The organism is Pseudomonas sp. NPDC098747, assembly GCF_044760045.1.
Classification (GTDB): Bacteria; Pseudomonadota; Gammaproteobacteria; order Pseudomonadales; family Pseudomonadaceae; genus Aquipseudomonas.
Genome location: NZ_JBIWAL010000010.1, coordinates 117,863 through 143,380 on the forward strand (window position 1 = coordinate 117,863; position 25,518 = coordinate 143,380).

At 57.8% G+C, this 25,518-nt stretch carries 35 protein-coding genes; 28 read left to right on the top strand and 7 right to left on the bottom strand.

The window, feature by feature from the left end:
* From ACIQVE_RS09180 to ACIQVE_RS09190, 3 genes are read left to right on the top strand one after another with little or no spacing between them, the layout of a single operon-like run.
* Positions 1 to 471: a hypothetical protein gene (locus ACIQVE_RS09180; RefSeq protein WP_402807009.1), complete on the top strand. Its 471-nt coding sequence runs from the start codon at positions 1 to 3 to the stop codon at positions 469 to 471.
* Positions 468 to 1,052, top strand: a complete 585-nt coding sequence (locus tag ACIQVE_RS09185; RefSeq protein WP_402807012.1) for a recombination protein NinG — start codon at positions 468 to 470, stop codon at positions 1,050 to 1,052. The genes ACIQVE_RS09180 and ACIQVE_RS09185 overlap by 4 nt, the downstream gene beginning before the upstream one ends.
* The gene (locus tag ACIQVE_RS09190; RefSeq protein ID WP_402807015.1) at positions 1,049 to 1,630 is read left to right on the top strand and encodes a hypothetical protein; all 582 of its coding nucleotides are present in this window, start codon (positions 1,049 to 1,051) and stop codon (positions 1,628 to 1,630) included. The genes ACIQVE_RS09185 and ACIQVE_RS09190 overlap by 4 nt, the downstream gene beginning before the upstream one ends.
* 422 nt (positions 1,631 to 2,052) lie before the next feature.
* Here ACIQVE_RS09190 and darB read toward each other — a convergent pair whose 3' ends face one another.
* The 3 genes from darB to ACIQVE_RS09205 form a co-directional block, all read right to left on the bottom strand.
* Positions 2,053 to 3,204, bottom strand: coding sequence for a beta-ketoacyl synthase DarB (darB, locus tag ACIQVE_RS09195; RefSeq protein ID WP_402807017.1), 1,152 nt, complete (start codon positions 3,202 to 3,204; stop codon positions 2,053 to 2,055).
* A gap of 7 nt (positions 3,205 to 3,211) precedes the next feature.
* Positions 3,212 to 4,153 (bottom strand): 2-hexyl, 5-propylresorcinol biosynthesis aromatase DarA, encoded by a 942-nt coding sequence (gene darA, locus ACIQVE_RS09200; protein ID WP_402807020.1) that lies wholly within the window; start codon positions 4,151 to 4,153, stop codon positions 3,212 to 3,214.
* 163 nt (positions 4,154 to 4,316) lie between these two features.
* On the bottom strand, positions 4,317 to 4,460 hold the full coding sequence (locus ACIQVE_RS09205) for a hypothetical protein (RefSeq protein ID WP_402807023.1): 144 nt from the start codon (positions 4,458 to 4,460) through the stop codon (positions 4,317 to 4,319).
* A 501-nt stretch (positions 4,461 to 4,961) separates the two neighbouring features.
* Here ACIQVE_RS09205 and ACIQVE_RS09210 point away from each other — a divergent pair.
* Both ACIQVE_RS09210 and ACIQVE_RS09215 read left to right on the top strand, forming a co-directional pair.
* Entirely contained in the window at positions 4,962 to 5,294 is a 333-nt protein-coding gene (locus tag ACIQVE_RS09210; RefSeq protein ID WP_402807026.1) for a phage holin, lambda family, read from the top strand.
* A gap of 52 nt (positions 5,295 to 5,346) precedes the next feature.
* Positions 5,347 to 5,541, top strand: coding sequence for a hypothetical protein (locus ACIQVE_RS09215; protein ID WP_402807029.1), 195 nt, complete (start codon positions 5,347 to 5,349; stop codon positions 5,539 to 5,541).
* Positions 5,542 to 5,546: 5 nt separating this feature from the next.
* On the opposite strand, the gene ACIQVE_RS09220 is transcribed toward ACIQVE_RS09215, so the two are convergent.
* Positions 5,547 to 5,735, bottom strand: a complete 189-nt coding sequence (locus ACIQVE_RS09220) for a hypothetical protein (RefSeq protein WP_402807031.1) — start codon at positions 5,733 to 5,735, stop codon at positions 5,547 to 5,549.
* A 64-nt stretch (positions 5,736 to 5,799) separates the two neighbouring features.
* Between ACIQVE_RS09220 and ACIQVE_RS09225 the strand changes: the two genes are divergently transcribed.
* From ACIQVE_RS09225 to ACIQVE_RS09250, 6 genes are all read left to right on the top strand, one after another.
* The gene (locus ACIQVE_RS09225; RefSeq protein ID WP_402807034.1) at positions 5,800 to 6,423 is read left to right on the top strand and encodes a putative metallopeptidase; all 624 of its coding nucleotides are present in this window, start codon (positions 5,800 to 5,802) and stop codon (positions 6,421 to 6,423) included.
* The gene (locus tag ACIQVE_RS09230) at positions 6,424 to 6,933 is read left to right on the top strand and encodes an NUMOD4 domain-containing protein (RefSeq protein WP_402807037.1); all 510 of its coding nucleotides are present in this window, start codon (positions 6,424 to 6,426) and stop codon (positions 6,931 to 6,933) included.
* Positions 6,934 to 7,026: 93 nt separating this feature from the next.
* The gene (locus ACIQVE_RS09235; RefSeq protein ID WP_402807038.1) at positions 7,027 to 7,488 is read left to right on the top strand and encodes a DUF2280 domain-containing protein; all 462 of its coding nucleotides are present in this window, start codon (positions 7,027 to 7,029) and stop codon (positions 7,486 to 7,488) included.
* Positions 7,475 to 8,776 carry a terminase large subunit domain-containing protein gene (locus ACIQVE_RS09240; protein WP_402807041.1) on the top strand — a complete coding sequence of 434 codons (1,302 nt, stop codon included), beginning with the start codon at positions 7,475 to 7,477 and terminating at the stop codon, positions 8,774 to 8,776. Before ACIQVE_RS09235 ends, ACIQVE_RS09240 begins: the two co-directional genes overlap by 14 nt.
* Positions 8,773 to 10,191 carry a DUF4055 domain-containing protein gene (locus ACIQVE_RS09245; protein ID WP_402807043.1) on the top strand — a complete coding sequence of 473 codons (1,419 nt, stop codon included), beginning with the start codon at positions 8,773 to 8,775 and terminating at the stop codon, positions 10,189 to 10,191. The genes ACIQVE_RS09240 and ACIQVE_RS09245 overlap by 4 nt, the downstream gene beginning before the upstream one ends.
* Positions 10,166 to 11,254, top strand: coding sequence for a minor capsid protein (locus tag ACIQVE_RS09250; RefSeq protein ID WP_402807046.1), 1,089 nt, complete (start codon positions 10,166 to 10,168; stop codon positions 11,252 to 11,254). Before ACIQVE_RS09245 ends, ACIQVE_RS09250 begins: the two co-directional genes overlap by 26 nt.
* A gap of 6 nt (positions 11,255 to 11,260) precedes the next feature.
* Here ACIQVE_RS09250 and ACIQVE_RS09255 read toward each other — a convergent pair whose 3' ends face one another.
* Positions 11,261 to 11,785 carry a hypothetical protein gene (locus ACIQVE_RS09255; RefSeq protein WP_402807049.1) on the bottom strand — a complete coding sequence of 175 codons (525 nt, stop codon included), beginning with the start codon at positions 11,783 to 11,785 and terminating at the stop codon, positions 11,261 to 11,263.
* 137 nt (positions 11,786 to 11,922) lie between these two features.
* On the opposite strand from ACIQVE_RS09255, the gene ACIQVE_RS09260 reads away from it, so the two are divergent.
* The 15 genes from ACIQVE_RS09260 to ACIQVE_RS09330 all read left to right on the top strand — a co-directional run bounded on the left by ACIQVE_RS09260 (position 11,923) and on the right by ACIQVE_RS09330 (position 23,259).
* Positions 11,923 to 12,651, top strand: a complete 729-nt coding sequence (locus tag ACIQVE_RS09260) for a hypothetical protein (RefSeq protein WP_402807052.1) — start codon at positions 11,923 to 11,925, stop codon at positions 12,649 to 12,651.
* Between the two features lie 12 nt (positions 12,652 to 12,663).
* Complete coding sequence (locus ACIQVE_RS09265) at positions 12,664 to 13,629, top strand: major capsid protein (RefSeq protein ID WP_099547967.1); 966 nt, start codon at positions 12,664 to 12,666, stop codon at positions 13,627 to 13,629.
* A gap of 41 nt (positions 13,630 to 13,670) precedes the next feature.
* Positions 13,671 to 14,255, top strand: a complete 585-nt coding sequence (locus tag ACIQVE_RS09270) for a hypothetical protein (RefSeq protein ID WP_402807055.1) — start codon at positions 13,671 to 13,673, stop codon at positions 14,253 to 14,255.
* 59 nt (positions 14,256 to 14,314) lie between these two features.
* Complete coding sequence (locus ACIQVE_RS09275; RefSeq protein WP_402807058.1) at positions 14,315 to 14,818, top strand: DnaT-like ssDNA-binding protein; 504 nt, start codon at positions 14,315 to 14,317, stop codon at positions 14,816 to 14,818.
* 34 nt (positions 14,819 to 14,852) lie between these two features.
* The gene (locus tag ACIQVE_RS09280) at positions 14,853 to 15,050 is read left to right on the top strand and encodes a hypothetical protein (RefSeq protein WP_402807060.1); all 198 of its coding nucleotides are present in this window, start codon (positions 14,853 to 14,855) and stop codon (positions 15,048 to 15,050) included.
* 45 nt (positions 15,051 to 15,095) lie between these two features.
* The gene (locus tag ACIQVE_RS09285) at positions 15,096 to 15,467 is read left to right on the top strand and encodes a hypothetical protein (RefSeq protein WP_402807063.1); all 372 of its coding nucleotides are present in this window, start codon (positions 15,096 to 15,098) and stop codon (positions 15,465 to 15,467) included.
* On the top strand, positions 15,464 to 16,060 hold the full coding sequence (locus ACIQVE_RS09290; protein WP_402807156.1) for a hypothetical protein: 597 nt from the start codon (positions 15,464 to 15,466) through the stop codon (positions 16,058 to 16,060). Before ACIQVE_RS09285 ends, ACIQVE_RS09290 begins: the two co-directional genes overlap by 4 nt.
* On the top strand, positions 16,057 to 16,476 hold the full coding sequence (locus tag ACIQVE_RS09295) for a phage tail terminator-like protein (RefSeq protein ID WP_402807065.1): 420 nt from the start codon (positions 16,057 to 16,059) through the stop codon (positions 16,474 to 16,476). The genes ACIQVE_RS09290 and ACIQVE_RS09295 overlap by 4 nt, the downstream gene beginning before the upstream one ends.
* Before the next feature lie 69 nt (positions 16,477 to 16,545).
* On the top strand, positions 16,546 to 17,202 hold the full coding sequence (locus tag ACIQVE_RS09300) for a phage tail protein (RefSeq protein ID WP_402807068.1): 657 nt from the start codon (positions 16,546 to 16,548) through the stop codon (positions 17,200 to 17,202).
* 3 nt (positions 17,203 to 17,205) lie between these two features.
* On the top strand, positions 17,206 to 17,595 hold the full coding sequence (locus tag ACIQVE_RS09305; protein ID WP_402807071.1) for a phage tail assembly chaperone: 390 nt from the start codon (positions 17,206 to 17,208) through the stop codon (positions 17,593 to 17,595).
* A gap of 17 nt (positions 17,596 to 17,612) precedes the next feature.
* Positions 17,613 to 17,906, top strand: a complete 294-nt coding sequence (locus ACIQVE_RS09310) for a DUF1799 domain-containing protein (RefSeq protein ID WP_402807074.1) — start codon at positions 17,613 to 17,615, stop codon at positions 17,904 to 17,906.
* Positions 17,907 to 17,916: 10 nt separating this feature from the next.
* Positions 17,917 to 21,381: a phage tail tape measure protein gene (locus ACIQVE_RS09315; RefSeq protein ID WP_402807076.1), complete on the top strand. Its 3,465-nt coding sequence runs from the start codon at positions 17,917 to 17,919 to the stop codon at positions 21,379 to 21,381.
* A complete protein-coding gene (locus tag ACIQVE_RS09320) occupies positions 21,381 to 21,719 on the top strand; it encodes a phage tail protein (RefSeq protein ID WP_402807079.1) in 339 nt (112 codons plus the stop codon). The genes ACIQVE_RS09315 and ACIQVE_RS09320 overlap by 1 nt, the downstream gene beginning before the upstream one ends.
* A gap of 9 nt (positions 21,720 to 21,728) precedes the next feature.
* The gene (locus ACIQVE_RS09325) at positions 21,729 to 22,478 is read left to right on the top strand and encodes a phage minor tail protein L (protein WP_402807082.1); all 750 of its coding nucleotides are present in this window, start codon (positions 21,729 to 21,731) and stop codon (positions 22,476 to 22,478) included.
* 1 nt (position 22,479) lies between these two features.
* Positions 22,480 to 23,259, top strand: coding sequence for a C40 family peptidase (locus ACIQVE_RS09330; RefSeq protein WP_402807084.1), 780 nt, complete (start codon positions 22,480 to 22,482; stop codon positions 23,257 to 23,259).
* 7 nt (positions 23,260 to 23,266) lie between these two features.
* Here ACIQVE_RS09330 and ACIQVE_RS09335 read toward each other — a convergent pair whose 3' ends face one another.
* On the bottom strand, positions 23,267 to 23,827 hold the full coding sequence (locus ACIQVE_RS09335; protein WP_402807087.1) for a fasciclin domain-containing protein: 561 nt from the start codon (positions 23,825 to 23,827) through the stop codon (positions 23,267 to 23,269).
* A 237-nt stretch (positions 23,828 to 24,064) separates the two neighbouring features.
* Positions 24,065 to 24,226, bottom strand: coding sequence for a hypothetical protein (locus ACIQVE_RS09340; protein WP_402807090.1), 162 nt, complete (start codon positions 24,224 to 24,226; stop codon positions 24,065 to 24,067).
* A gap of 193 nt (positions 24,227 to 24,419) precedes the next feature.
* Between ACIQVE_RS09340 and ACIQVE_RS09345 the strand changes: the two genes are divergently transcribed.
* Both ACIQVE_RS09345 and ACIQVE_RS09350 read left to right on the top strand, forming a co-directional pair.
* The gene (locus ACIQVE_RS09345; RefSeq protein ID WP_402807093.1) at positions 24,420 to 24,842 is read left to right on the top strand and encodes a hypothetical protein; all 423 of its coding nucleotides are present in this window, start codon (positions 24,420 to 24,422) and stop codon (positions 24,840 to 24,842) included.
* Between the two features lie 42 nt (positions 24,843 to 24,884).
* Positions 24,885 to 25,493 carry a tail assembly protein gene (locus ACIQVE_RS09350; RefSeq protein WP_402807096.1) on the top strand — a complete coding sequence of 203 codons (609 nt, stop codon included), beginning with the start codon at positions 24,885 to 24,887 and terminating at the stop codon, positions 25,491 to 25,493.
* Positions 25,494 to 25,518 lie beyond the last annotated feature (25 nt).

The following is a 25,518-nucleotide window of genomic DNA, read 5'->3' on the forward strand; positions in this document are numbered from 1 at the left end:
ATGACCGACAAGATCAGCGTCAACAGCGCGGCAAGACTCTCCGAGGCGATCACCAAGCTCAGCGGGATGTTCCGCGACAAGAAGTTCGTCGTGGTGTCACTGCGGCCGGGTAAAGACCGTACGCTCGACCAGAACCGTCTCTGGTTCGCAATGTACAAGCGTATCTCCGAAATGACCCAGATCGGCGACGAGGCCGACGCGCGTCGATACTGCAAGCTGCACATCGGCGTGCAGATCCTGCTGAACGAGGACGCCGGGTTTCAGGTTGAGTGGTACCGCGTAATGCGACATCTGCCGTACGCGACAAAGCTGGAAATGATGGGGGGCTGCAAGCTGTTCGGTCCGGACGGCTTTCCGGTTACCAGTCTGTTCAATCGCGCTCAGGGTGTGGCGTACACGGACCGTATCGTCGCGCGCTTCGGTCAGCAGGGCGTGTACTTCGATGATCTTCTGAGCCAGGAGGTTGCATGACGATTGAACGGAAGCAGCCCAAGCCGAAGAAATGCCGTGTCGCTACCTGCAGGGTCTCATTCGTCCCCTCGCGGATGGGGCAGGCAGTTTGCAGCCCGGCTTGTGCGGCAATTGATGCCCCCCGTCATCACGAAAAAGCTCGCAAGGCGATCGACCAGTGCGAGCGCCGCGAGATCAAAGTCCGCAAAGAGAAGCTGAAGAGCAGGGCGGAGCACATGCGCGAAGCCCAGGCCGCGTTCAACGAGTGGATCCGCCTGCGTGATGCCGATCGCCCATGCGTGAGCTGCGGTCGTCACCACGAAGGCCAATATCACGCCGGGCACTACCGCTCTGTAGGAGCGAACCCAGAACTTCGTTTTGAGGCGCTCAACGTGTGGAAGCAGTGCGCGCCCTGCAACACGCACCTGTCCGGCAACTTGGTGAATTACCGGCTTTCGCTCCTGCAGCTGATCGGCCCGGAAAAAGTCGATTGGCTGGAGGGACCGCACCAGGCCTGCAAGCACACCGTAGAAGAGATCAAGGCCATCAAGGCTGACTGCCGGGCAAAGACCAGAGAACTGAAAAAGGGGCACGCAGCATGAAAATCAATTCAGCGCGCCAGGCTTGGCACGACTGCAACTACAACCCGGCCCCGGGCCAGACTTCCGACGCTGCCGAACTGGGGGTAGTAGTGCAGAACACTGAGCGAGGCCCCACAGCGAATCCCGCGATGCACGCAACGCTAGCCGGTCATATTCAGTCGGCTATTGCACGGCTTCACTTTCAACTGCGGGCTTTCGGCAATGCCATGTATGCGGCTGAGCCGACAGATGATGATCGGGAGGAGGCCGAAGCAGCGGTTTTCAATCTTGCATGTTCGCGAGCAGTACGCATGACTGCCGGCAAGCGGGAGCGGGCCGAGTACGTTGCCAAGGGCGTGTTTCGTCGTTACCGCTACATGCACCAAGGCGGACAATCGGCCAATGCCGATCCGCTTATAAAGCCCGAGTTGTTCCGAGCCTGGATGAAAGGGGAGTACGACGTCGAGCTGCCGTCCGCAGCTTGGGGCCGTGATTGGGAGCCATTCGTGCAGCATTGCTTCGATGCCTGTTACGACATCGACGCACGCGCATTGAGTCCAGTTGGTGGGGTGATTTATAAAATGAAAGAGGCCGCTTGACTTCCCGCACGGCTGAGGGCATGATTTCTCCACAGTTAGTATTTTGCCTACGGCAACTTACTTGAAAAAGCCGGTTCTGAAGCCGGTTTTTTATGCCCACCAGAAAGCAAAAAGCCCCGACAAGTTCGGGCTTTTTTATGCGCGGAGTAAAAGAGAGGGCGACCGCAATGATTGCGCCCTGTGGGCGCCGGCGGCACGGCGTTGGCCGCCCACGCTTCGATGAGCACTCGGTAGTCGGCGGATTGGGCATTGTGAGGCGTGGGCATAATTTGTGAAGTCTGCTTGGTTGACGCCCAGTTCGGTCGCCACCACTTTTTTCACATGTTGTTCGAACGTTTCCATGTTCATTCCCTTGCGGTTGGATGCGTACCACGAAACAGTGGTCGGCCCGCGCCGACCACTGGGCTCTTGAGCCATGCGTATCAGACCGCCGTCAGATGCATGAAACCACCGGAGAAGCGCCCGCTTTCCGGGACGAAACACAGCACGCGCTGCCCTTTGTGCAGGCGTCCGGACTCAAGCAGCTCGTGGATCATGATGTAGATCGACGCCGAGCCGGTGTTGCCACGCTGGGAAAGGTTGGTGAACCAGCGCTCTTGGGGAATCGCCAATTCGGTGTTTTCCATGCACTCGACAATCGGTTTGCGGAAGTATTCCGATGACATGTGCGGCAGGAACCAGTCGATGGCCTCGGGCGACAGGTTGTACTTGATCATCACCTCCTTGAGCGGCTTGCCGAGGGTGTACTTCACCACGTTCTCGTTCAGCAGCCGCACGTCCTGCTTGATTGCGAAAATCGAGCGCGACCCCCTTTCCTCAGAGGGCAGCCGCATCCAGCCGGTCAAGCTGTCGTCCTCGGCCTTTTCCGCGCCCGCGTACATGCAGGTCGGCAATTCGTTGGCGTAGGAAAAGATGTCTATCCAGTCGATACGTAGCGACAGGCTGCCGGCCCGTGGTTGGTTCTCGAGCAGGAAGGCCCCGGCCCCGTCGGATAGCATCCAGCGCAGGAAGTCTTTATCGAAGGCGATTTCCGGGCGGGCCGCCATCTGCGCCACCAGCGCCTCGTTTTCCGCATCGAAATTGCGCGCATGCAGCACCGGCGAAACCACCTCCGAAGCTGTGGCCACTGCCTTGCGGCTGGCTCCCGCAAGCACCGACAGGTAGGCATATTTCAGCGCGGTGAGGCCAGCCAGGCAGATGCCGGCGGTGGACACCACCTCACAAGGTTTGTTGCCCAGTTCGCCATGCACCATCACGCCATGGTTGGGCATCAGTTGGTCCGGCAAGGTGGTGCCGGTGGACAGGCATTCCATGGAGTCCAGGGTAAAACCGTCGCCCACCAGGCCCTTGATCGCCTCGGCGGTTATTTGCGCGTTAGTGAAACGGGGAACACCAGTCTCCGGATCCAGCACATAATAGCGTTGCTTGATTCCGTTATTACGCAACACCACTTGCCGAGACCGTGAAGGTCGCCCGCCCACATACCCGAGAATGCTCTCCATCGTATCGTTATCGACCGCCTCTCCCGGCATGTAAGTGGATGTTTTCGTAATATAGACAAACGATTTGCTCATGATTATTTCACTCTTTAGATTCAAAATTTAGTTGCGAGCCGGACGGCTGTTCGTAATAACGCTGCAACTCATTGAGGCGCGTCCGGATAAAGGGATGAAGCAAACGGCGTAACACCAGTGAAATAGGCAGGACGGTCATGATGACCAACAATAGATAAACGATGAATAAGCACAGCAAGATTCGCCGTAGCCATTGTCCATACTTGCCGAAACGGCAAATTATTCCCGACCAGAACTTGAAGCCTTTATAGGCCGCACGCTCGCTGAGTATCAGCCCGGGATTGACGGTTGCCGCCCCCAGTCCAGCCAGCATCGGCCCTTCGGCTTTCTCTTTATTGGCATACAGGGCGGCATTCAATGCCCGTCCGAAACGTGCGGCGCCCTGGACATCCTGGGCGCTAATCCCGGCCTTGGGCAGGCCGAGAAATGACTCGCGGTTGCCGGTGAACATCCAGCGCGGCGTGGTAATAAGGGTGGCGAAGGTATTGGCCCGGTCGGTTAGCACCACGTTGTCGCGCAACTGCGCGCCGGCCTCATCCAGCAGACGCTTGACCGCCTCCTGGGCCATCAGCCACATGTTGCGGCAGGCGATCACCGTGACCACCGGGCGCCCGGCCAGCAGACGCTTGCCTTCCGCGCTCTTGAGAAACGCGGTGATCAGCGGTGATGGCGACAGATACCAGACCTGATACGCTAGGATCACCAAGTCGAAGGGCTGAGTGTGATTCGTATACACCGGTTCGATGGCCGGCGGGCTGAGCTGCACGGTCTCGGGAAACACGTCGAAAAACTTGCCCACCGGCCAAGGAAACGGATAGGCAACCCGGGGCTTGAGCACCACTTCATGTACCTTAACCTCCTGTGTCGAACGTAGAGGCGAGATCAGGCTTTCGACCACTTCGCTCAACTGACCGCTTTGCGAATAACGAATCACAAGAACATGTTTCATAAGTGCAGGGACCTTTTGCTTTTCAACTACACAAACACGCCAGAGATTCGAGTGGCAGTTCTGTAGAGCGAGATGCACCACCCCGGATAGCTTGTTGGGGTAATGGCACACCAAGTTTTTTAACGTCTGATTTTTATTCGGGACGAGCGAATGCAGTACGTCGCTAGTGGCGCACGCAATAGAAGATGGGCGTCAACTTGCAGATAGCCGCGGAGGCTGTCTGGCGAAAGTCGATATACGAGTAGGCGGGATTGTTCTGGTAGGCTTTTTCGCGGTTCAACTGCGGCTCATCCGTGATCTTGTACATCATGCAGCTCCTGGTTCTAGCTCGGGTAGACTGGATTCCTTCCAGTTCTTCACAGACGAACTCTAGATACTTATTGTGGCCTGTCAAATAAGTGCGGCGAATTTTATCGCGTGCCCTCGATTCAGTGGCGCGAATACACAATGGCGCTGTTGAGCCAGGACGTGATGTAACTCCCATGTTTTGCAGGTTTCCCGGATTCTGTGTAACCGTAATTTCTGTTCAACTTCGCTCGCATGCAAAGGAAGGGAGAAGGCCGAGAGCAGTAAGGCGAAGATTTTCGATTTCTTCATTTATTTGTCCGTAGAACGCTAAAAATTCGCCGTGATTAAACCTCGCGCGCTTCGATTGCGCACCTATTCATGGCCTCGACATTGATGGAGGTCTTTTCGTTTTTGGCTCCACCACACCCATTGCTCCGAGCTGGGAGTGCTGATGGGGCTGAATCAAATCTGCAGGTCAAGGCCTGTCGTATCCCTAGCTCCCTGACAGGGAGGAACCGAGATGTCCAACATGCCAGACAAACCAGACACATGGGCGATAGCGCTTGCGTGGTTGAGCCAGCATTCGCCGATCCTCTATGCGGCTGCGCTGTCCTGCGCAATGGCCGTCTTGCGGATCACTTACGGTGGCGGCACACGTCGCCAGATGCTGGTGGAGGGCGCCATATGCGGAGGCCTAACACTGACCATCATCAGCGGCCTAGATTTCTTCGGGTTGCCCCAGAGCATGGCGACTTTCGCCGGCGGCTGGGTTGGCTTCTTGGGCGTGGAGAAGATCCGCAACATCGCGGATCGGGTGACTGACTTCAAGTTGCCGAGCCGCAAGCCTGAATAATCCGCGACACATTTCGCGAATCAGCAAAGAGTGTCGCGACACCGGACTGAGCTTGACTAACGAAAACTGCCTGCGCTACGCGCTGCCGCTGAGCCAAGACATCAACGATGTCCTGACCGAGCTGGATAGCGGGATAACCAAGGCCGTGGGCGCTACTAAGGCTGCTGGACTACCTCAGGGGTTGATCGTCGCAGTGTTGCACGGGCATGCCCACTCCCACGCACAGACCCACATCATTGTGGACTGAGCGCGCTACGACTCCTCGTACTCGCGATAAAGCTTTGCCAATGCGTCGTCGTATTCCTCTGTCTTGAGCTGCGCCTTAAGCGCGGCGATTGTTTCACTTACGTTGGCTACGGCGGTCGCTTCGCTTTTGTTCTTTCGTGCCGACCATTCCCGGGCAGCCTGTATCACCAAGCCCTCAGTGATTCGCTCGATCATTCATATTCCTCATTTGATAAGACGCTTAACCATAGACCAACCATTCTGATTGGAGGCGTAACGGATGAATCGGCCTATGCCACCATTATCACTACTTGAGCTGTCTGATATGGGCGACTTTGGTTCACGTGTGACACCAGCTCCTGAGGTATGGAAGTGGCTCCAGACCGAGATCCTCGCCGATACCGGCACCATCCACAACGAAGATCATGCCCACCTTCTCGATGCAGACATCCGAATCATGTGGGCATCGTCGAGCTTTGAGAAGCAGGGTCGGACAGTTCTTGGCCAAACCGAGCAGGTAGCGTTCCGCGCAGGTGGTTGGCAGAAAGCTCGGATGGAACAACAGATGCGTGATTGGTTCGGCGATGTGCCGGCTTTCATCATCACCTTGGCTGCCGACTACTGCGCTGACTGTTCTGACGCTGACTTCTGCGCACTGGTGGAGCATGAGTTATTTCATATAGCTCAAGAGCTTGATCAGTACGGGGCTCCAAAGTTTACAAAAGAGGGTGCGCCAAAACTTTGTATCCGCGGGCATGATGTCGAGGAATTTGTTGGCGTAGTCAGGCGGTACGGCGCATCAAAAGACGTCCAGCAAATGGTTGAGGTGGCGAACGGGTCCCCCGAGGTCTCAAAGGCTTCGATTGCCCGGTCCTGTGGTACTTGCATCAGAGGGGTTGCATAGGTGGAAGAGCAATGGAAACAGATTCTGGACTGGCCCAACTACGCGGTCAGTGATCGCGGACGAATCAAGAGGCTCACGACTCGAAACAGCGGAGTGGCTGGAGCAATTCTTTCGCAGTTCCTGGTCTCTGGGTATCCGTCGGTGAACCTAACCGATTCCGGAAAGCGAAAATCTGTGCGTGTCCACCGCCTGGTTGCTGAAGCCTTCCTGCCAAAGCCGGTAGGCGCCACCGAGGTAAATCATATTGATGCATCTCGATCCAACAACGACCTGCTCAATCTGGAGTGGGTCAGTGCCTCAGGTAATCGTAAGCACGGATATGATCATGGCGCCAACGCAGCTGAAGGTGAGCGCAACGGCTACTCCAAGCTGACTGAAGATAACGTTCGCGTCATTCGCGCGACCAGGTCGCTGACGAAATCAGTTCAGGCTGAATTGGCTGATCAATTCGGCGTGTCGATGGCGACCGTTAGGGATGTGGCAGCAAGAAGAACATGGGCGCACATCTGAAATGACGCCGAAGTTGAACATATCGAGGGCCTGCGGAACCTGTCTGCTCAAGTCGGCCTGATCCTTGACAGGACCTTGACGGAATAAACCCATATGGCAGCCCTGAAAGATGAGGTGAAGCGCTTCATTGTGCAGGCGTTGGCCTGCTTTGATACGCCGACTCAGGTAGTGCAGGCGGTCAAGGAAACATTCGGCGTCGAGGTGTCTCGCCAGCAGTGCGAGCAGTACGACCCAACGAAACACGCTGGCCGTGAGCTTGGCGTGAAGTGGAAGGCGGTGTTTGAAGATACCCGCAAGCGCTTCCGCGAAGAGACGGCCGAGATCCCGATCGCCAACAGAGCGTTCCGACTCCGGGCCATGAACCGATTCGTGGAACGGGCCGAGACGATGAAGAACATCGGCCTCGCCATGCAGATCCTAGAGCAGGCGGCCAAGGAAGTCGGAGACGTTTATGTCAATCGCAACCGGAAGGACGAGCCAGACGATGAGCCGGCGATCCCGACGCGCATCCAGGTCGACGTAGTGGATGCGAGGAAGACGAATGCCGAGCCTTAACGTTCCGCAGTCGCAGTTCCTCCTCTTGCCCCACAAGTTTCGCGCATTCGTTGCTGGGTTCGGTTCGGGAAAGACCTGGGTCGGATGCTCAGCGCTCAGCAAGCATTTCATGGAGTGGCCCGGCGTCAACGCGGGTTACTTCGCACCGACTTACCCGCAGATCCGCGACATCTTCTATCCCACGATGGAGGAGGTGGCCTACGACTGGGGGCTGAAGACCAAGATCAACCAGGCGAATCATGAGGTTCACATTTACAGCGGCCGGCAGTATCGCGGCACTGTGATCTGCCGGTCGATGGAAAAGCCGCAGACAATCGTCGGCTTCAAGATCGGTCACGCGCTGGTGGATGAGCTGGACGTGTTGACGTCGATTAAGGCGCAGCAGGCTTGGCGCAAGATCATTGCCCGAATGCGTTACAACCTGCCCGGGCTGAAAAACGGCGTGGACGTGACTACGACGCCGGAAGGTTTCAAGTTCGTCTTTCTCCAGTTCGTGAAGCAGTTGCGCGACAAGCCCGCGTTGAAGGAGATGTATGGCCTGATCCAAGCCAGCACCTTCGACAACGAGCTGAACCTGCCTGACGACTACATCGCGTCGTTGATGGAGTCCTATCCCGAACAACTGATCCGCGCGTACCTAAATGGCCAGTTCGTCAACCTGACATCCGGATCGATCTACCACGCCTACGACCGCAAGCTGAACCAGTGCTTCGACACGGTCCAGCCCGGTGAGCCGTTGTTCATCGGCATGGACTTCAACGTCGGCAAGATGGCGGCGATTACGCACGTCAAACGTGATCAGGGCCTGCCGCGCGCTGTGGACGAGTTGATGGATGGCTATGACACGCCGGACATGATCCGTCGCATCAAAGAGCGTTACTGGGCACACACCGGTAACGACTACAAGAAAACCTGCGAGATCCGGATCTACCCGGACGCCTCTGGCGATTCGCGCAAGTCGGTAAATGCCAGCCTCACCGATATCGCCATGCTCAAGCAGGCGGGTTTCACGGTCATCGCGCCTGCGGCCAACCCGCCGGTGAAGGATCGGATCAACGCCATGAACGCTATGTTCTGCAATGCGCAGGGCGAGCGGCGTTACCTGGTCAACTCGTTTACATGTCTGACCTACGCCGACGGCCTAGAACAGCAGATCTGGGCGCCCAACGGCGAGCCGGACAAGAGCCAAGGAAACGACCACGCCAACGACGGCGGCGGTTACTTCATTCACCGCGAGTACCCGATTATCAAACCGGTCACCGCTATCAAAATGGGATACGCCCGATGAGCAACGACGTTTCCTTCAAGCGGGCGGACTACATCGAAGTATTGGATCGCTGGTCAACCGTTCGCGACGTTTGCGCCGGCCAGCACCGAGTTGTCGACCGACTGCCTTACATCAACGCTCACGACAAGTCGCCAGAAAACGTAGATCGAAACAAGGCCTATCGCGAACGGGCGGTGTTCAAGAACGCCACTGGTCACACGCGAAACGGATTGCTCGGTTTGGCCTTTCACAAAGATCCGACGCTGGTCGTTGCGAAGAAGCTGGAGTATCTGCAGGACGATGCCAACGGCTTCGGTGTGAGCATCTACCAGCACTCGCAAGGCACGCTGGAAAAGGTGCTTGAGGCTGGGCGGCATGGTCTGTACGTCGACTATCACCAAGACGCCGGCGCCGGTGGGCACTCGGTGATCCTGTCGTACTGCGCCGAAGACATCATCAACTGGCGCACAGGCATGGTGAACGGTCACTGCGTACTTACCCTTGTGGTGCTGCGTGAATCGCCGGAAATCGAAGACGGCTTCGGCTTCAAGGTGATCGAGCAGTACCGGGAATTGGCCCTTGAGGATGACGGATTTGTCTGTCGTGTTTGGCGCCGTTCAGGGCCGAAAGGTGGCGGGCCGCTGGCCGTTGTTCAGGAATTCAAACCCACCGGCGCCGCCGGACGCCTTAAGGAGATCCCGTTCACCTTCGTCGGCGCACAGAACAACGATCCGAGCATTGACGAGTCGCCGCTCTACGATATCGCCATGATCAACTTAGGCCATTACCGGAACAGTGCCGACTACGAAGATAGCGTCTTCTGGTGTGGCCAGGCCCAGCCATGGATTTCCGGTCTGGATGAACAGTGGCGCGACTGGATGGAGAAGAACGGCGTTTACGTCGGCTCACGTGCCCCGATGATGCTGCCAACAGGTGGCGCCTTCGGTTATGCCCAGCCACTGCCGAACACGCTGGTCAAAGAGGCCATGGCCGACAAGAACCAGATGATGATTGAGCTGGGTGCACGGATGGTCGTAGCTTCGCTCGCTACTAAGACCGCGACCGAGTCGCGCGGCGATCAGTCTGCATCGACTTCAGTGCTCGCCGGCTGTGTGGCCAACGTTAGCGAGGCCTACACCCGGGCGATCATGTGGTGCTGCACCTACATGGGCGTCGACGACGCTAAGGTCGCTTATCAGATCAATCAGGAATTCGTGGAGCTGACGGCTGATCCGCAAATGACCACCGCACTGGTCGGCCTATGGCAGAACGGTGGATTCGCCAAAGCGGATCTTCGGGCGTACCTGCGTAAGTTGGGCCTGATCGCGCCTGAGCGTACAGACCAGCAGATCGATGGTGAGCTGGCAGAGCAGGGCGACGGCTTAGGTCTGGACGACGAGGATAAAGTAGATGGCGGCAAACCAAGCAATTCTTGACGCCACGATTCGGCACGCGGTCTTCCTCGAAAAACTGAAGGCCGGGGAGGTTGGAAAGTTTGCACCCTTCCTGAAAGAGATCGATCGCTCGATTCGCGCCAGACTCACCCAGTCGGATCTGACCGAGTACAACGTGAAGCGGTTGGAGGCGCTGCTGAAGGAGGTTGATAGCTTGCTGCTGGGCATCTTCGACCGCTACAGCGCGCAACTGAACCTCGACCTGATCGACATCGCCAACTATGAGGCTGAGTTTGAGGCGTCGAGCCTGTCCCGGTCTGCGCCGGTCGGTGTCTCGCTTGATGTCGTGGCCCCCACAGCGGCCGCTATCCGCACCGCGGTACTGACCAACCCTCTCAGCGTACGCGGTACCGGCGGCGGCAAGCTGTTGAAGTCGTTCATCAAGGGCTGGACCAGTACCGAGCGCGAGCGCGTCACTGGTACGATCAGGCAGGGCTTCTTCGAAGGGCAAACGAACTTCCAGATCATCCGCAACATCCGCGGCACGAAGCTGGCCGGCTACAAGGACGGAGTTCTCGCCACCACCAGCCGCAATGCCAGCACTGTCGTACACACCGCGATACAGCATGTGTCGTCTCAGGCGCGCATGGAGGTGGCCAAGGCTAATACGGACATCGTGTCCGAAGTCGAGATGGTTGCCACGCTGGACAGCAAGACCAGTCAGCAATGTCGGTCGATGGATAAACGCCGGTTTCCGGTTGATTCCGGGCCGCGTCCGCCGTTTCACCCAAATTGCCGCACCACGTTCGTCCTCCTGACCAAGCTCAGCGAGATGTTCGCCAAGGGCGCTACCCGGGCTTCGGTGGGCGCAGATGGAGCAGGGCAGGTCAGTGCGAGCCTCGACTATTACCACTGGCTTCAGCAGCAGCCGGCGTCGTTTCAGGACGTGGCAATCGGGCCGGTGCGGGCGAAGCTGTTTCGCGAGGGAGGGCTGAGCGTTAAGCGCTTCGCGGAGCTGCAGCTCGATCGAAACTTCGCTCCGCTGACACTGGCGCAGATGAAGATTCTGGAGCCCTTGGCATTCCAAAGAGCGTCGCTTTTATAAGTTGCATCACTCTTGGCATTTGGCCTTCTGGTCGCGGAATTCGTCCATGAGCTTGAAGAATTGGTTCGGCCACTCGGTCATTGCGTTTTGGCTCTGCAGTGCGACCCGATCAACATCTAATTTGCTTTCTACATTCAGCATCTCTTGGACTGCCATTGTCACCTTCAGCGCTGAGTGCCCCATTTCAGGTGGTGCATATGCAATTAGCTCAAATCCCGAGCGAATGACTTTTTCTGCGTCGGGTCTCGAATCGTCGAATGACAGCTTCTTGTTAGACCCTCGACTTATGAGATCTGCAATGTTTCCCAGGAAAGCTTCGGTTTTTTCTCGAATTTTCATTTCTTGAATATCGATTCTTTGGATACAGCTCTGAGCTACGGCTTGCTTAGTTGATTCGTTGCTGGCAAACCACGTGAGCCCCGCTCCGGCAGCTGCGACAAAACCCGTGATGAATGCCGCGTATATGACCTCAGAGGCCCGTTTTTTTTCAGTAGCGGCGTCGCTTGCCTTAATTCGAAATACACGTCTCATCTTTTTTCCCGTTGCTAAAGAGGTCTGCTCTCTAGGGCAGCTCATACAGCCTAACGGCCAGTTTTTAAATTCCCACCGCTTCGGCGGTTTTTTTATGCCTGCAAAGTGGGCGACACATACCCAAGGGGTGCATCAACGTGGCAGAAGAAAAAGAAATCGACCTAGAAAACCCGGCTATCAAGGCCGCTATCGCGACTGCCGTTGAAGCATCTGTTTCAGGGTTGAAATCCAAGAATACCGAGTTGCTGGGTAAGCTGAAGGACACCACCGGCAAGCTCACCCAGTTTGAAACCCAGTTTGAAGGCATCGATATCGACGCCGTCAAAGGTCTGCTGAGCCGGGCCGGCCAAGACGAAGAAACCAAGCTGCTGACAGAGGGCAAGGTGGACGAAGTCTTCAACCGCCGCACCGAACGCCTGCGTGGTGACTACGACAAGCAGTTGAAGACCATCAGCGAGCGCGCCGAAAAGGCTGAATCCTTCGCTGCCAAGTTCCAGGGCAAGGTTCTGGGTGACTCGGTGCGCGGTGCGGCACTGAAAGCCGGCGCTCTGCCAGAAGCAACTGACGACATCATCCTGCGCGCCAAAGGCGTGTTCACCCTTAACGACGATGGCGATGCAGTCGCCGTTGATGAATCCGGCCAGGTCATCCTCGGTAAAGACGGCAAGACCCCTCTGACTCCGCTCGAATGGGCGGAATCTCTGCGCGAAAGCGCACCTCATCTGTGGCCAAGGGCTTCAGGGACATTTGCCCCGGGCGGGGGTGGCGGCAAGGCTGCATTCAAGCGCTCCGAAATGACCTCCGAGCAGAAGCGCGATTTTCAGCGCAAGCACGGCCAAACCGCATATCTCGCATTGCCCAAGTAAGGGGATTCACCCATGGCTACAACCGTTAACAGCGACCTGATCATCTACAACGATGAGGCGCAAACCGCATATCTGGAGCGTGTCCAGGACAACCTGGATGTGTTCAACGCATCGTCCAACGGCGCGATGGTGCTGGACAACGAGCTGATCGAAGGCGACTTCCGTAAACGCGCTCTCTACAAACTGAACGGCTCCCTAGAGCACCGCGACGTCAACTCCGACGGCAAGGTAACTGCCAAGAAGATCAGCGCCGGCGAAGCTGTCGGCGTCAAGGCTCCATGGAAATACGGTCCGTACCAGACCACTGAAGAGGCTTTCAAGCGCCGCGGTCGTCCGGTCGAGGAGTTCTCCCAGATCGTCGGTGCCGATGTTGCTGATGCGACTCTGGAAGGCTTCATCCAGTACGCAACTGCTGGTCTGCGTGCCGCCATCGGTTCCAACGCTGACATGGTGGTCTCGGCCAACATCGAAACCGACGGTAAGAAGACGCTGACCCGCGGCATGCGCAAGTTCGGCGACAAGTTCGGCCGTATTGCTCTGTGGGTCATGCACTCCAGCGCCTACTTCGACATCGTCGACGAAGCCATCACCAACAAGATCTACGAGGAAGCTGGCGTCGTGATCTACGGCGGCCTGCCGGGCACCCTGGGCAAACCGGTGTTGGTGACCGATACCGCGCCGGCGGACGTGATTTTTGGCCTGCTGCCAAACGCGGTAACCATCACTGAATCCCAGGCCCCGGGCTTCCGTTCCTACGAAGTGAACGACGAAGAAAACCTGAGCATCGGCTACCGCGCTGAAGGCACGGTGAACATCGATGTGCTGGGTTACAGCTGGAAAGCCACCACTGGCGGTTCCAACCCGACCTTGGCTGCCGTCGGCTCCGCTGCCAACTGGGTCAAGCACGCGGGCAGCAACAAGGTCACCGCTGGCGTGATGATCACGCTCACCGCAACGCCTCCTATCACTGGTGGCTAAGTCTAAACGCGCGGTCAGCAATGGCCGCGTTGGAGAAACACATGGAACTGACTTACAGCAACCAACTGAACGGCTTCGACCCGGAGAAGCGTTATCGCAATCCGGAACACTTCGATAAGCCCGAAGCCGGCGTCACCAGCGTGCTGGTGATTGGCGATTGGCCGAGCGTGGTCAATGCGTACGAAGCAGCCGGCATTGACGTATCGGTGAAGGAAGCCAAGCGCGTGCTGATTGTTGGTGCGGGCAACCAGGTTGAACTGGAAAAGGTGATCGCGGCTTTGCGTGCTGAGCATGGATCGATCCAGATCCTTGTTGACGGCCTGGAAGATGGCGAGATTGATCGTCCCGAGTCGGGCGAACTGGCGTTACGCTTGTTTGAAGTGCTGGGCACCATCCATGCTTCGGTTGTTGAGCTGACCTCTGAGCGTGACGGCCTAGTCTTGATTGTCGACGCACTTCGCGGCGAGGTTGAAGAGCTGAAGAAGTCCGCCCTCACGCCGCCGGCTGATGAGTCTGGTGAAATCGCGGCGCTGAAGGCAAGGCTCGATGAAGCCAATATCCAGTACCGTGCCAACGCCTCGAAAGAATCCCTCGAAAAACTCGTCGCTGAGTTGCTCAAGAAGTAATACTGCTGGCTGTCGGTCCCCCGGCGGCCAATCTACAAACCATTGCAGCGAGTTGACGCATGAAACTCATCATCGAGGACGGCACAGGCAAGTCTGACGCCGAAAGCTACGCGAGCGCCGAGGACCTGGCCATGTATGCCGGTAAGTTTGGCGTGACCATCCCTGCGGACGCAGCTAAGCAGGAAGCGCTGCTGCGCCGGGCCGCCCTGGCGATGGATGGCATGACTTGGAAAGGGCGCAAGACCAACAGCGAGCAGGCTCTGTCCTGGCCGCGTCGGGGCGTCGAACTGGATTGCGAGATCAAGCCTAACAATTATCTACCGGCGCGGATCCAGTATGGACAGATGGCCTTGGCTGCTGAGATCCATCAGGACGATATCGATCCGGTGGAGAAGCGCAAAGGCGCAATTACGCTGGAGCGTGTCGAGGGCGCGGTAACGCGCGAGTACGCGACGATCTCGAACACCAGCGGCCGGGTGTTGCCGGCGGCGCCAGACCGGCCGAGTGCAACCCAGTTTGCTGACTACTTGCAACGCCGCGGCCTGTTTGCAGTTCGCGCATAGTGGTAGCGTTGGGGTTCACTCAATGGAGCTCCAAATGGCTGACAGAAAAAGCGTTGCCGAAAAGGAAATTGAAGCGTGGGATTTGTATGCAGCTGCAGCAATCACTGCTATCGCTTCGAGGGAACCAGCCGATGGGGCTGTCCTCGCAGATGAGGCGGCTCATTATGCTGACGCGATGTTGCTTCGCCGAAGAAAGAAGCTGTCTCAGCTATGGGACGAAAGCGAAGTATAAAAAGAGCCCAGCCATCGCGCTGGGCTATTCACATTTGGAGCGCTGATGGCCACCTTCTACGACGAAATGGCCTTGATGGCTCTGGAGATGATCACAGAGTTCGGCCAGCCCGTGATCATTCGGGCAACCACTGTCGGCGAGTACGATCCGGATGCCGGTACCGCGCCGCCCGACAGTACGAAAGAGCAAACCGCCCAAGGCATCCTGCTCGACTTCACCGGCCAAGAATTTCAAAATAACAGCCTCATCAAGCAGGGCGACAAGAAGCTGAAGATCGCTGCCCAGGAGCTGGAGTGGGTGCCTGACTTACTGAATAAGGTCATTGTTCAAGGTCGCACATGGTCAATCGTCCCGCCGCTGAAAGAGATCAATCCGGCCGGCACCCCGATTCTCTACGAATTGCAGTTGCGGTCGTGATTCGCGCCGGCGCCGGTCAGTCCGGCAGTTTCGCTTTGAGTCTCGCCGAGTTCGCAGCCCAGGCCACTGAAGCCATCGACGCCAGTCTGCGCGAGATCATCATCGAAGTGGGCAACAGCCTCATTCGCATGTCACCGGTAGGCAACCCCGAGATCTGGGCACAGAACGCCGTCGCGAGTCAGTACAACAAGGCTGTCGACGATCACAACAGCGGACTGCGGAATGATCCGGCCAATTTGACGAAGGCCGGCCGGCTCAAGCCCGGGCGAAAGCTTCACGACGGCATGGATATCAGCGCGCCGAGTGGCTACGTTGGCGGCCGGTTCCGGGGCAACTGGATGTTAAACATTGGTTCGCCGGATAGCACCACGACCGAAGAGGTCGATCCCACCGGAGCCAAATCAACGGCGCGGATCGTTTCCGGCGCAATCGAATTCAAAGCCGGCGATACCTGCTACATCACCAACAGCCTTGGGTATGCGATTCCGCTGGAGTTTGGGCATTCGACTCAGGCGCCAAGTGGGATGGTCCGCGTTACCGTGGCCCGCTTCCAGCAGATCGTGCTGGAGGCCATCAGGAACAACCAGGTATGAGCCATAACCTCATCGCTTCGATATTCGAAGCCAGGCTGATCAACTGGGCTAAAGCATTGCCGGTACCGCTGAAGGTCGTCGTCGAGAACGAGGCTTACACGCCTGCTGATGGCGCCACTTTCCTGAAGGCGTTCACGCTGCCGGCCGACACGGCAAGCAACACGCTGGCCGGCGACCACAAGCTGTACACCGGCGTGTTTCAGGTCAGCATCGTGACGCCCTCCGGCAAATATCGCGGGGCGGCCGGCTCGCTGGCCGATCAGATCGCCGCGCTTTTCCCGCTGTACGAGCGAAACACCAAAGGCGCGTTGACGGTGGTGACCATGACGCCGGTTGACCCCGGCCCCGGCATATCCGACGACACAACCTTCACCGTGCCTGTGTCGTTCCAATACCGATCCGACACAACAATTTAATTCGCCCATTGGGCAAACCCGAAACCCGCCATGAGCGGGTTTTTTCATGTCTGAAAAGAGGAAACACCAATGGCTGGCATTCAAATGCCCAACGGCGCAACGTTCGAAATTGCTTCCGCCTACGGCACCGCAATCCCATTCACCTCGCTGAGCAACGCGAACCCGGCGGTTGCTACTGCCGCAGCACATGGCTTGGCCGACGGCGACATCATCGCAGTCAACTCCGGCTGGACCCGCCTCGATGGCCGCGCCATTCGGGTTGCCGATATCGCGAGCGGCACCTTTGCGCTGGGCGGCGTCAACACCGTCAACGTTCAGCAATATCCGGCGGGCTCCGGCGTTGGCTCGGCGCGGGAAGTGACCTCGTTCACTGAGATCTCGCAGATTACCGAGCTGAACTCTACCGGCGGTGATCAGCAGTTCCTGACATACGGTTTCCTGGCTGACGATGATGATCGGCAGATGCCGACCACCAAGAACCCGATCACGCTTTCCATCACGGTCGCCGACGATCCGTCCAAACCGTATGTCGATGTCTGCGAAGCAGCTGATGACGACAAGCAGCCGCGCGTGCTCCGGCTCAATCTCCCGGGTGGCAGCAGCATCGTCTACAACGGCTACGTGTCGATCACCTCGACCCCGACGATGTCTCGCAACAATCTGATGACCCGCGTTATCAGCGTGGCGCTGACTGGTCGCCCAGCCCGTTATGCGGCGGTGGTGTAAGCCATGGCCAAGTTCAAGATTGCTCAAAACCCGACGTTCAAAGCCGACGTGGATATTCCGCGCGTCGGCGGCACCACGATCAAAGTGCCGTTTGAGTTCAAGTACCGAGATCGCAAGGAGCTAGCAGTGCTGTTCGCAGGCTGGCAGGAAAGCGCGAAGGAAGATCAGGAGCGCTTTAAGGCCAAGGGGGACGAACTCACGTTGATCGAGATCACCGACTCTCATGTCGAGCGGCAGATCGAGCAGGTCACCCAATTGGTCACTGGCTGGGGTTTCGACGACAAGCTCGGTGCTGAGTCTATCCGCGCCCTGGTTGAAACCTCGGCCGGTGCCGGTGACGCGATTGTCGATGCTTACCAGAAGGCTTTCTCGGCGGCCCGACTGGGAAACTGACGAAGGTCGCCCGCCTGATGTACGAGCCTGGTCCGTCTGAGGCGGATCTGGCGGCGTTCGGCTTGTCCCTCGCTGACATCCCGGAAGAGGAGTGCGAAGTACTTGCTGAAAACTGGCCGGCCTTCGTGCTTTTCAACGCCATGTCTACTCAGTGGCGCACCGGCATGGGCGGGGCTACTGGCCTTGATTACACCGCTCTTCGAGACGTCTCCGACTTCGTCGGCACATCCAGAAAACAACTCAGAGAGATATTCCCAGATCTTCAGGCAATGGAGGTCGAGGCCCTGCTCGTCATGAGCGAATCGAAGTAATGGAGCACTCATGTCGGGCACAATTGCACAGTTAGGTGTCGCCGTTGATTCAGGCGAGGCAGTCCAGGCCGCTACGGATCTGGAGCGCCTCGCGCAGGCCGGCGCCAAGGCAGAAAAAGCCGCTGATGGTGTGGCGGCAGGTTTCGGTAAAGCGGCAACCGCATCAACCGGCCTGGCCTCCGCCGATGGCAAACTGGCCGAGTCCACCGAAGACGCCATGAAACGTCTGACGGCGATGGCGAAAGCCTCGCTGGAGTCAAGCGAGTACTACCAGCGGCTGACCACCAGCGTCGGTACCAGTGCATCAGCAATGGACGCCTCGGGTTCGTCAGTCAGCAGTCTCGCGGCACTCAAGCGGCGCTTGCAGGCTGAATCGGACGCACTGATCGGCTCGACAGACAAAGAGGCTGATGCGGCGAAGAGGGCGGCGGCTGCGACCGGTGTACAAGCGGAGGGATTGCAAGCGCTGCTCGGCAAGATCAATCCCGCCATTGCAGCGCTCGACAAGCTCGATCAGCAACAAGCCCAGCTCCAGAAGTACAAAGCGGCCGGGCTGATTGATGCCGACACCTTCCGCGAATACTCGACCCGCATCGACGCTTCCCGGCAGAAGCTGGGCGACTTCGACGAAGGGCTTCGCAAAACTGGTGTCAGCTCGAAGCAGACCGAGGAAGCACTGCGACAACTACCGGCACAATTCACGGATATTTTCACCAGCCTGGCTGGTGGTCAAAACCCGTTGTTGGTGCTGCTTCAGCAGGGAGGGCAGATCAAGGACTCGTTCGGTGGCGTGGGTGCCACTCTTGAAGCGCTGAAGGACAAGTTCCGGTCACTCTTCACTGGTGGCGCCGGCGCTGCGGTGTTGGGCGAATCGCTCGCCGGCATTGCCACCAATGCCAAGGACGTGGCCGACAACGCAGGGGAGGCTGGTGAAAGTCTGTCGGACCTGGCTGAAAGCTCGAACACTGCGGCCGAAGCGGCAGAAAACGCCCAAAAGGCATACGGCGCGCTGCCACCGAGCGTGACCGGTGCATCAACAAGCGTCTTGGGTATGGCTGCTGCGGTAGCGACCGCGGTTGCAGCAGTCGGCACCCTGATTTACGGCTACAGCCAAGGCAGCAAGGAAGCAGACGAGTACAGCAAGGCCCTTATTCTCACCGGCAATGCCGCTGGGACATCAGCCGACCAACTGGCCAATTTGGCTCAGCAGGTCAGCGCTACGAATGGCACTACCGGGGAGGCGGCGGCATCGCTGACTAAGCTGGCTGCCAGTGGAGTCATTGCCGGCTCCAGCTTCAAGGAAATCGCCGACGCTGCCGCCACGATGGAAGACGCCACCGGCAAGTCGGTTGACGCGACCATCGCTGAGTTCATCAAGATCGCCAAAGACCCGGTAGCGGCGGCGAAAGAACTGAACAGCCAGTACCAATTCCTGACGGCGTCGGTGTACTCGCAAATTGTCGCGCTCAAGGAACAGGGCGACACGGTTGGCGCTGCTGATCTGCTCACCAAAGCCTATGCCGATACCATCCAAGAGCGTTCTGGGCAGGTCACGCAGAATTTAGGCTTGTGGGAAAAAGCGTGGAAGGGCGTAAAGGATTCTGCGAGCGGTGCACTCGATTCGATTCTGGATGTCGGCAGGGTGCAATCCATTGACGCCCAGATCGCCAACCTTGAAAAGATCGTCGGCGATCGCAAAGGCGGTTTTCTGACTTCACTTTTCCCCGACGATTTGGGGGCGTCCAGTAGCTCGACGAAGTTTCTCGAGCAGCAGCTGGTGGATCTCAAAAAGCGCAAAGTTGCACTGGCTGAGAACGCTGCAATTGAAGCCAATCGTGCAAAAGTACAGAAGGAGGGGATTGAAGCTGAACAGCGACTCAAGCAGATCAGCGATTCAAACCTTACCAACGCCGAGAAGCGCGACAAGCTGACGAAGGCTTATCTGCGGGACGTTGAGGTACTGAGAAAGGCCAATCCTAACGATCCCAAAGTCCAGGCCGACTATGTCGCAAAAACGCTTCAGAACATCAAGGACAAGAACAGGGATCAGAAGGGTCCTTCGACCGGCGCCGTCGACCTCACCGGTTACAACGCCGCGCAGAACGCCCTCAAGGAAATCCAGGCCGAATACGCGAACACCCAGAAACAACTGGATGCCGCGCAGAAGGCGGGGCTGATCTCGCAGCAGGAATATCTGCTGAAGCGCGAGGCACTGATCGGCAACGAGCGGGACGAGGTCACTGCCGCATACGAGACAGAGATTGCAGCGCTCGAAGCCGCCAAGTCCAAGGCCAGCACAACGGCTGAGCAGCGCATTCAGCTTGACCAGAAGATCGCCGATGCACGCACCGACATGGTCAAGGCGCAGAAGGCGGCGGACAGCGAACTGGATGTGCTGGCGACGAATGAATTGGGGCGACTGAAGAAGCAGGAGCAGGCCGTTCAGATGTACACCAGCGCATTGCAGAAGCAAGTCGAAACCTTGCGCGAGCAGGGAAAGCGCGCGGCTGCGGGACTTGGTCAAGGTGATCGGGAGCGCGGTTTAACCGATCAGCAAAACTTTATCGACGACCGCTTCAATCAGCAAAAGCTGGATCTTGCCAATCAGTACGGCGACGGCTCGCGCGGTATGAGTCTCGACGAGTACACGCAGAAACTGGCGGCGCTGAAAAACACGCAACAGGATCTACACGACACCGTTCAGGCCAACTACGACGAGATGACCGCAGCCCAAGGAGACTGGAGCGCTGGCGCATCGTCGGCGTGGCAGAACTACCTAGAGTCGGCGCGCGACGTTGCCGGGCAGACCAAAAGTCTGTTCACCAACGCCTTCAGCTCAATGGAAGACGCGATCGTCAACTTCGCCATGACTGGGAAGCTTTCGTTTGCCGACTTCACCAAATCAATTCTGGCTGACATGGCGCGGATCGCGACTCGGCAGGCCAGTTCGGCACTGCTGAGCAGTTTGGTCGGCGCCGCTACAAGTTACTTCACTGGAGGCGGTGCGACGGCGTCTGCGACGGCAGGTGGGGCGGAGGCCGGGGCCCAGAGTTTTGGCAGTCAGTTTGATGCCAGCTCTGCATCCGTGTCTTTCGGTGGTGGTCGTGCTGTAGGTGGTGGTGTTGAACCGAACACTTTCTACGAAGTGAATGAAAACGGGCCTGAGCTTTTCAATCAGGGCGGCAGGTCATACCTCATGACTGGCGCGAGTGGCGGTAGCGTCACACCTCTGACTTCCGGTGGCGGGCCAGCGCTTGCCGCAATGTCCGGTACCGGCGGCGGCAATATTTACAACTTCCCTGTATCGGTCTCGGTGCAAACGTCTGGCAGCGAGGGCGGCGGGGTCTCGCAAGAGGCATCGAGCCAACTCGGCAAAGGCATCCAGCAGGCTGCAAAAACTGAAGCGGAAACTGCGATTGCCCGAGCTCTACAGCCAGGCGGTTCAATCTGGCGTCTTACAAATGGGAGGGGTTGATGGCTATCGAGACATTTATCTGGCCGACCCAACACGGTGACTCACCCGAGATTACTTATCGGGTGCGCACCTCGCAGTTTGGCGGCGGCTACAAACAGGAAGTTGGCGACGGGCCGAACAACAAGGAAGACGCGTATCCGATCACCTACAGCGGCCCGCAGGCCAAAGTGCAGGAGATCATGAGCTTCCTTGACCGACACGCCGGCGCGAAAGCCTTCCTTTGGACAACTCCCTTTGGCCAGCTTGGTCTGTTCACCTGCAAGAACCCCGTGCCCACTCCGGTGGGCGGCGGCGTTTTCAAACTCACCGCCACGTTCGAGCGTGCATTCCATCCATAAGGGGCAACCATGCCGCTGATTAGTGACATCCAGGTGCTTGAACCTGGGAGCGAAGTGCTGCTCTTTGAATTGGACGGCACGGACTACGGTGCGGACGTTCTGCGCTTCCACGGGCACGCAATTCCGCACACGGCGGCGGAGCTGATCGCCGCCGGCGACAATGCCGACCAACTGCCGGCGAAGGCCATCTACTGGCAGGGCAACGAGTACAGCGCGTGGCCGATGCAGATCGACGGCATCGAGACGAACGGCGACGGCACTGCAGTACGACCGACGCTGTCGGTGGGCAATGTCAACGGTCGCATCACCGCGCTCTGTCTGGCGTTCGAGGATCTCCTCGAGTTCAAGCTGACGATGCGGCACACGCTCGGCACCTACCTCGACGCGGCGAACTTCTCAGCTGGCAACCCGACGGCCGACCCAACCCAGGAGACGATCGAGGTCTGGTACATCGACCAGAAAACGAACGAGGACGGGGAGACGGTGAGTTGGGAGCTGGCCAGCCCGGGCGACGTAGGGAATGAGTCGATCGGTCGACAGGCCACAACCCTTTGCCATTGGTGTCTCACCGGCGGCTATCGCGGGCCGAACTGCGGCTACACCGGGCCGTACGTCACGAAGGACGGTGTCATCACTGACAACCCCGAACTGGACGAGTGTGACGCCACGCTGGGCAAGGGATGCATCCCGCGCTTCGGCGAGGGAAACCCGATGCCGTTCGGAGGCTTCCCCGCTGTATCCCTGATCGCAAGGAGCTGACATGCGAAAGCACATCTTGAATGCGATCCAGGAACACGCGGCAGCCGAGTACCCGAAAGAGTGCTGCGGGCTCTTGCTGGCGATCGGTCGCAAACAGCAGTACTACCCGTGCCGCAATGTCTCGACTGAACCGAACGAAGAGTTCCGAATTGACCCGGAAGAGTACGCGGCGGCGGAGGACGTCGGCGAGGTGATCGGCGTTGTGCATTCGCATCCGGACGCTACCAGCAGACCGTCACCGCGTGACCTCGCCATGTGCGAAGCCACCGCGATGCCTTGGCACATACTCAGTTGGCCGGAGGGCGATCTGAGAACTGTCATGCCATCTGGCGACGTTCCGCTGCTGAAGCGGCCATTCGTGCACGGCGCATGGGACTGCTGGCAGGTGTGCGCAGATTGGTACAAGCGCGAGTGGGGGCTGGAGTTCGAAGCCTTCAAGCGCGCCGATGGCTGGTGGGAGAGCAAGGACAACGCCAGCCTGTACGAGGCGAATTACGAGGCGGCCGGCTTCTACCGCGTAGACCAGCCGCAGCGCGGCGACATGATCGTGATGGAGGTGGGACGCACGGTTTACCCGAACCACGCTGGCATCTTCCTCGGCGCTGAACCGGCGCTACCCGGTGAGGACGCAGCGACGTTCGGCCCCGGCCCGTTCCTTCTGCACCACCTGTACGGGAGACCGTCTGAAGTCATTGTCTTCGGTGGGCCTTGGCTCGACCGGGCGCGCTTGATCCTCAGACACAAAGAAACACCCGGCAAACTGTGCGTCTGCCGGGAGTGAAAAGTGCTTAAGGCATCAAGACAGAATCGACAACATGGATCACGCCATTTGACTGCATCACGTCTGCGATGCTGATACCTGCCTTACCGCCTTTGGTGTCTACCGCCCAAAGCTTGCCGTCGTACAGCTTGATATTCAGCGATTCACCTTGAACTGTTTTCAACGCAACGGTGCCGCCGTTCTTTTTGGCGTCGGCCATCATTTGTGCAGATGTGTGAGTGCCGGACACAACATGGTAGGTAAGAATTTTAGTCAGGTTGGCTTTGTTTTCAGGCTTGACTAGAGTATCGACGGTGCCTGCGGGCAGCTTGGCAAAGGCTTCATTCGTCGGTGCGAATACGGTGAAGGGACCTTTGCCGTTGAGCGTATCAACCAGCCCGGCAGCCTTTACTGCTGCTATGAGTGTTGTGTGGTCCTTTGAATTAACCGCGTTCTCTACGATGGTTTTGTTTGGGTACATCGCTGCGCCTCCGACCATCACAGAGTCGGCGGCGAAGCTGATCGTTGCAGTTGCGGAGAGAATAGCGAAGCAGGCTGCTGCAGCAATTTTTTTGTAAAAGGCGTGCATGGTGTATCTCCTTGGCTCTTATGCCCTCCGAGTGAGGGTATTGAATCTACGAGCCAACGATCAAAGTGGATGCACCAGTTCATAAAATAATTTTGTGAGTGCCACAGGTGTCAGACTTTTTTAAACCCGACATCGGCTCTTATCTGCTCAACACTCTGATTGTTGGAGCAGTATTTTGGGCGATCTTCCATAAGTGACGTGATGGCCCGACCCTTCGCCGGGCTTGTTAACCAAAACTCAGCGCGAATCCACCTCTTTTGTGATCTCTGCGGATGATCTGTCTCTGCGCCTACGAACGCTGGTAATGAGCGCATGCAACGGATGAAGTACGGCGGCAACCACGCCAAGCAGCATGATTATGAAGATGATGATCAGCGGGACGCTTTCGTGCGAGAACATGGTGGGTTACTCCTGTAGTCACTATGTTGGAACCCGCAGACTAGACGTATGGAACGATGTTTTCGATGAACGTATGTTCATGCTCTGGCGGTTTAAGTGTGATACGGCGACTGAGAAATGTTTTTCGACACCTACCGAGATCGCAGGGTATAGCCGGTGATATCGTGCACCCTTTCCCACAGGAGTGACCTGCATGAAATTGATCGTAGGAGCGCTGGCTGTAGCGCTGTTGGCGGGGTGTGCGGCTTCGCCGGTGCCTTCCAATGAAGCCAAGCAGGCGCCGGCCAGTCAGCTGTCGGCCTACCAGGCCAAGCCATCAGGGGCATATGGGACACTGCAAGTGATCCGCGACTCTGGGCAGACCGGAAGCCTTTGCTCAATGGCGGTTTTCATCGATGGCAAACAAGCCGCCAAGCTCGACCCGGGTCAGAAGGCATCGTTCTATCTGCCGCCTGATTCGGTTTCAGTTGGCGCCGCTTACACCGGCTCTGGCATCTGCTCCATGGGAGCTGCACGAGTGGAGCGGGAAGCAATCGTGAAAGACGGCGCGATCAAGAAATATCGAGTTTTCACCGGTGGTGACGGGCAGATCGACATACTGCCAACGACCCTTTGAACAGACCGCCTCCGGGCGGTTTTTTATTGCCTGGAGAATGGCATGTGCTCTGCAATCACCTACACACCGTCGACGAAAGTGATGCTGTCCGGTTCGCTCGCGAAAAAGTTTTTTCGAAGCAAGCAATTCCTACTCGACGGCGGATCGGCAGTGGAAGTGTTCCGCGCGCTCAATGCGACGATAGATGGTTTCGCCGAGGAAATTAAGCGGCTGGAGCGTCTTGGACTGAAGTTTGCGATTTTTCGGAACCGCGCAAACATTGGGATGGGCGGATTCGATCTCGGCGGCACGCGGGAAATCCGCATTGTTCCGGTGATCGGTGGCAGCAAGCGTGCCGGTGGGCTACAGACAATCATCGGCACGGTGATGATCGCAGCAGCCTATGTGCTGTCGTTCACACCCTTTGCGCCCGCGTCACCGTTTTTGTATGCGGCCGGTGCGTCTATGGCGATCGGAGGCGTGATCCAAATGCTCAGCCCCCAAGCCTCAGGCCTAAAGCAAAGCGCATCCCCCGAAAACGCACCTTCCTACGCTTTCGGCAGCGCCAAGAACACCACAGCCAGCGGCAACCCGGTACCGATCTGCATCGGCGAACGTCGCTGGGGCGGAATGATCATCTCGGCCTCGATCGTGGCTGAAGACAAAGCGTAATCAGAACAACAGCACACCAGCCGCC

Excerpts from the sequence above, each read along its gene's own strand:
- ACIQVE_RS09180 (WP_402807009.1), top strand. The coding sequence starts at position 1 with ATGACCGACAAGATCAGCGTCAACAGCGCGGCAAGACTCTCCGAGGCG.
- ACIQVE_RS09185 (WP_402807012.1), top strand. The coding sequence starts at position 468 with ATGACGATTGAACGGAAGCAGCCCAAGCCGAAGAAATGCCGTGTCGCT.
- ACIQVE_RS09190 (WP_402807015.1), top strand. The coding sequence starts at position 1,049 with ATGAAAATCAATTCAGCGCGCCAGGCTTGGCACGACTGCAACTACAAC.
- darB (WP_402807017.1), bottom strand. The coding sequence starts at position 3,204 with ATGAGCAAATCGTTTGTCTATATTACGAAAACATCCACTTACATGCCG.
- darA (WP_402807020.1), bottom strand. The coding sequence starts at position 4,153 with ATGAAACATGTTCTTGTGATTCGTTATTCGCAAAGCGGTCAGTTGAGC.
- ACIQVE_RS09205 (WP_402807023.1), bottom strand. The coding sequence starts at position 4,460 with ATGTACAAGATCACGGATGAGCCGCAGTTGAACCGCGAAAAAGCCTAC.
- ACIQVE_RS09210 (WP_402807026.1), top strand. The coding sequence starts at position 4,962 with ATGTCCAACATGCCAGACAAACCAGACACATGGGCGATAGCGCTTGCG.
- ACIQVE_RS09220 (WP_402807031.1), bottom strand. The coding sequence starts at position 5,735 with ATGATCGAGCGAATCACTGAGGGCTTGGTGATACAGGCTGCCCGGGAA.
- ACIQVE_RS09225 (WP_402807034.1), top strand. The coding sequence starts at position 5,800 with ATGAATCGGCCTATGCCACCATTATCACTACTTGAGCTGTCTGATATG.
- ACIQVE_RS09235 (WP_402807038.1), top strand. The coding sequence starts at position 7,027 with ATGGCAGCCCTGAAAGATGAGGTGAAGCGCTTCATTGTGCAGGCGTTG.
- ACIQVE_RS09240 (WP_402807041.1), top strand. The coding sequence starts at position 7,475 with ATGCCGAGCCTTAACGTTCCGCAGTCGCAGTTCCTCCTCTTGCCCCAC.
- ACIQVE_RS09245 (WP_402807043.1), top strand. The coding sequence starts at position 8,773 with ATGAGCAACGACGTTTCCTTCAAGCGGGCGGACTACATCGAAGTATTG.
- ACIQVE_RS09250 (WP_402807046.1), top strand. The coding sequence starts at position 10,166 with ATGGCGGCAAACCAAGCAATTCTTGACGCCACGATTCGGCACGCGGTC.
- ACIQVE_RS09255 (WP_402807049.1), bottom strand. The coding sequence starts at position 11,785 with ATGAGACGTGTATTTCGAATTAAGGCAAGCGACGCCGCTACTGAAAAA.
- ACIQVE_RS09265 (WP_099547967.1), top strand. The coding sequence starts at position 12,664 with ATGGCTACAACCGTTAACAGCGACCTGATCATCTACAACGATGAGGCG.
- ACIQVE_RS09270 (WP_402807055.1), top strand. The coding sequence starts at position 13,671 with ATGGAACTGACTTACAGCAACCAACTGAACGGCTTCGACCCGGAGAAG.
- ACIQVE_RS09275 (WP_402807058.1), top strand. The coding sequence starts at position 14,315 with ATGAAACTCATCATCGAGGACGGCACAGGCAAGTCTGACGCCGAAAGC.
- ACIQVE_RS09280 (WP_402807060.1), top strand. The coding sequence starts at position 14,853 with ATGGCTGACAGAAAAAGCGTTGCCGAAAAGGAAATTGAAGCGTGGGAT.
- ACIQVE_RS09285 (WP_402807063.1), top strand. The coding sequence starts at position 15,096 with ATGGCCACCTTCTACGACGAAATGGCCTTGATGGCTCTGGAGATGATC.
- ACIQVE_RS09295 (WP_402807065.1), top strand. The coding sequence starts at position 16,057 with ATGAGCCATAACCTCATCGCTTCGATATTCGAAGCCAGGCTGATCAAC.
- ACIQVE_RS09300 (WP_402807068.1), top strand. The coding sequence starts at position 16,546 with ATGGCTGGCATTCAAATGCCCAACGGCGCAACGTTCGAAATTGCTTCC.
- ACIQVE_RS09305 (WP_402807071.1), top strand. The coding sequence starts at position 17,206 with ATGGCCAAGTTCAAGATTGCTCAAAACCCGACGTTCAAAGCCGACGTG.
- ACIQVE_RS09310 (WP_402807074.1), top strand. The coding sequence starts at position 17,613 with ATGTACGAGCCTGGTCCGTCTGAGGCGGATCTGGCGGCGTTCGGCTTG.
- ACIQVE_RS09315 (WP_402807076.1), top strand. The coding sequence starts at position 17,917 with ATGTCGGGCACAATTGCACAGTTAGGTGTCGCCGTTGATTCAGGCGAG.
- ACIQVE_RS09320 (WP_402807079.1), top strand. The coding sequence starts at position 21,381 with ATGGCTATCGAGACATTTATCTGGCCGACCCAACACGGTGACTCACCC.
- ACIQVE_RS09325 (WP_402807082.1), top strand. The coding sequence starts at position 21,729 with ATGCCGCTGATTAGTGACATCCAGGTGCTTGAACCTGGGAGCGAAGTG.
- ACIQVE_RS09330 (WP_402807084.1), top strand. The coding sequence starts at position 22,480 with ATGCGAAAGCACATCTTGAATGCGATCCAGGAACACGCGGCAGCCGAG.
- ACIQVE_RS09335 (WP_402807087.1), bottom strand. The coding sequence starts at position 23,827 with ATGCACGCCTTTTACAAAAAAATTGCTGCAGCAGCCTGCTTCGCTATT.
- ACIQVE_RS09340 (WP_402807090.1), bottom strand. The coding sequence starts at position 24,226 with ATGTTCTCGCACGAAAGCGTCCCGCTGATCATCATCTTCATAATCATG.
- ACIQVE_RS09345 (WP_402807093.1), top strand. The coding sequence starts at position 24,420 with ATGAAATTGATCGTAGGAGCGCTGGCTGTAGCGCTGTTGGCGGGGTGT.
- ACIQVE_RS09350 (WP_402807096.1), top strand. The coding sequence starts at position 24,885 with ATGTGCTCTGCAATCACCTACACACCGTCGACGAAAGTGATGCTGTCC.